The organism is Phenylobacterium sp., assembly GCF_030680185.1.
Classification (GTDB): domain Bacteria; phylum Pseudomonadota; class Alphaproteobacteria; order Caulobacterales; family Caulobacteraceae; genus Phenylobacterium.
The window spans coordinates 1-1772 of record NZ_JAUXVZ010000040.1; the positions used below are offsets into that span (position 1 = coordinate 1).

A 1772-nucleotide genomic window follows, 5' to 3' on the forward strand; every position below is an offset into this window, starting at 1 on the left:
CGAAGTCTGTCTCTGGCGGACATCCGCAGGCCTAGGGAAGAAGCGCCGCCTGCCGGTCGCCCTGGCGAGACCACAGGCGTTCTTGTTCAGTTAGCTTCGCCATCTGAGAACGGAGGGGGGCGAGCACTTCAATCGGCGCGCGGGGACGCCCATCGGAAGCGGAGCAGTCCGGGGTTGGACAAATCGACTCTGCCTCGAGGGCGCAATGCTTCGTGCGCTAGTTTTCCGCACGGTTTGGCGGTTTCGCCGAAGTTGGTTCATGACGGCGAGCCGGGGCTAGATCGCCTCCCATGCGGACTCCAGGCGGGGCAGGCGGACCTGAATCGCTGCGGCGATGGAGTCATGGAGCGGCTCAGGAAAACCAGGTGGCATTTTCTGTAGCGCCTGGGCCGCTGCGTCCGGCGCGGCCGTCAGCACGTCCTCGAGGGCCTGCCGGATGACAGCCGGTCCCAGGCCTGCGGCCTTGGCGGTCTCGACGAAGTGTCGACCGTGAATATCCAGGATCTTGTAGTGGGGGTAAGCGCCCAGCGACATGGCCAGGGTGAAGCCCCTGTGTGGGATGCGCTTGGCGTCGAATGCCGGCTGGGCGCTGAGGACATCGTAGAACGGGGTGAGCTCGAAGCGACCGCCCGGACGCAGGAAGATGCTGAAGTTCTTTGCATGCCCATCGGTGGCGCCCATGAGCCAGAAGATGATCTGGCTCTTGAACACCTTGGCCTGGGCGGCCAGGGGATCGTCGCTCTCCTGAAGCTTGGTCAGGATGTCGACAACACTTGGGCCCCCGTCGCGTTGGTACTTGCGGCTGGATGGGACCGACAGCGCCTGGCAGAAGTCTTCCTGCGGCAGACGCAGGATGTGGTCGCCCCCCCGAGGGCGGCGATCAAAGCGTTCCACCACCAGCACACGTCGCGCGCCAAAGGTGGCGATCTCGGTCCGTGCGATGGGCAGACCGAAACTCTCCAGCAGGGTCAGGCAATAGTGCTCGTTCTCGACGCTGTCGCTGAGATCGATCACCCCTGACGAGGTCGGAATCTCTCCGAGCTGAGGCTTGAGAATATGCGTGGTCGGCGTCGTTCCGATGGGCCGCATCCACTGGCCTTGGTGACGAAGAAGCGCCGTCTTCTCCTGGGCGCCGGCGACCGATATCCGGAAGTCCTGCTCAGGGTCTATGCCCAGGGGCGCCCGGGCAAGGTTGGCCAGCAGCGCCTCGATCTCCGCGTCGCTGATCGGTGCGCCCTCGATGGGCTGTAATGCGTCCGCCCCGTCCTCTTCGGGAAGGAACTGCATCGCACCCACGCAATCGCGTCCGATCTGAGCGAGCAGGCTGTAGGCGTCAGCGGCCCCAGCGCCCGTGCGCTCGGCGACTTGTCGGCGAACATAGGGGTTGTCTGGCAGGAGGTTGTCGAACACGGCGACGACGGCCTCGCCGCGCCACGGGGCGTTCTGCAGAGGCAGGGAGAGGGAGACCGGAAAGGCCGGCGCCCAGGCCAACCAACCGGGGTCGTACTGGAAGCTTATCGCGCCGCTGGCCTGTTTTTCCAATCGACCGCAGAGACGGTTGTTGATCAGCACCTTCAGGGGGGCGTGGGCGCGACGACGGGGCATCAGAAGATGTCCTCGATGTCGGCCGTCGAGCTCTGGCTGCGCGGCTCAAGGGTCATTTCAAGCCCCAAGGCGGCCAGCACGTCGAACAGAGTGGAGAGCTTCACGCCGCCTTGGCCAGTTTCGATCTTTGAGATCATTTCCTGACGTTGGCCGGCCAGTTGGGCGAG

2 protein-coding genes are annotated in these 1772 nt (G+C 64.7%); both read right to left on the reverse strand.

The annotated features are described in order from the left end of the window. Window positions 1-276 precede the first annotated feature (276 nt). Window positions 277-1605 (reverse strand): type II toxin-antitoxin system HipA family toxin, encoded by a 1329-nt coding sequence (locus tag Q8L83_RS10175; RefSeq protein ID WP_305286559.1) that lies wholly within the window; start codon window positions 1603-1605, stop codon window positions 277-279. Then, entirely contained in the window at window positions 1605-1763 is a 159-nt protein-coding gene (locus Q8L83_RS18640) for a hypothetical protein (RefSeq protein WP_370868381.1), read from the reverse strand. Before Q8L83_RS18640 ends, Q8L83_RS10175 begins: the two co-directional genes overlap by 1 nt. Window positions 1764-1772 lie beyond the last annotated feature (9 nt).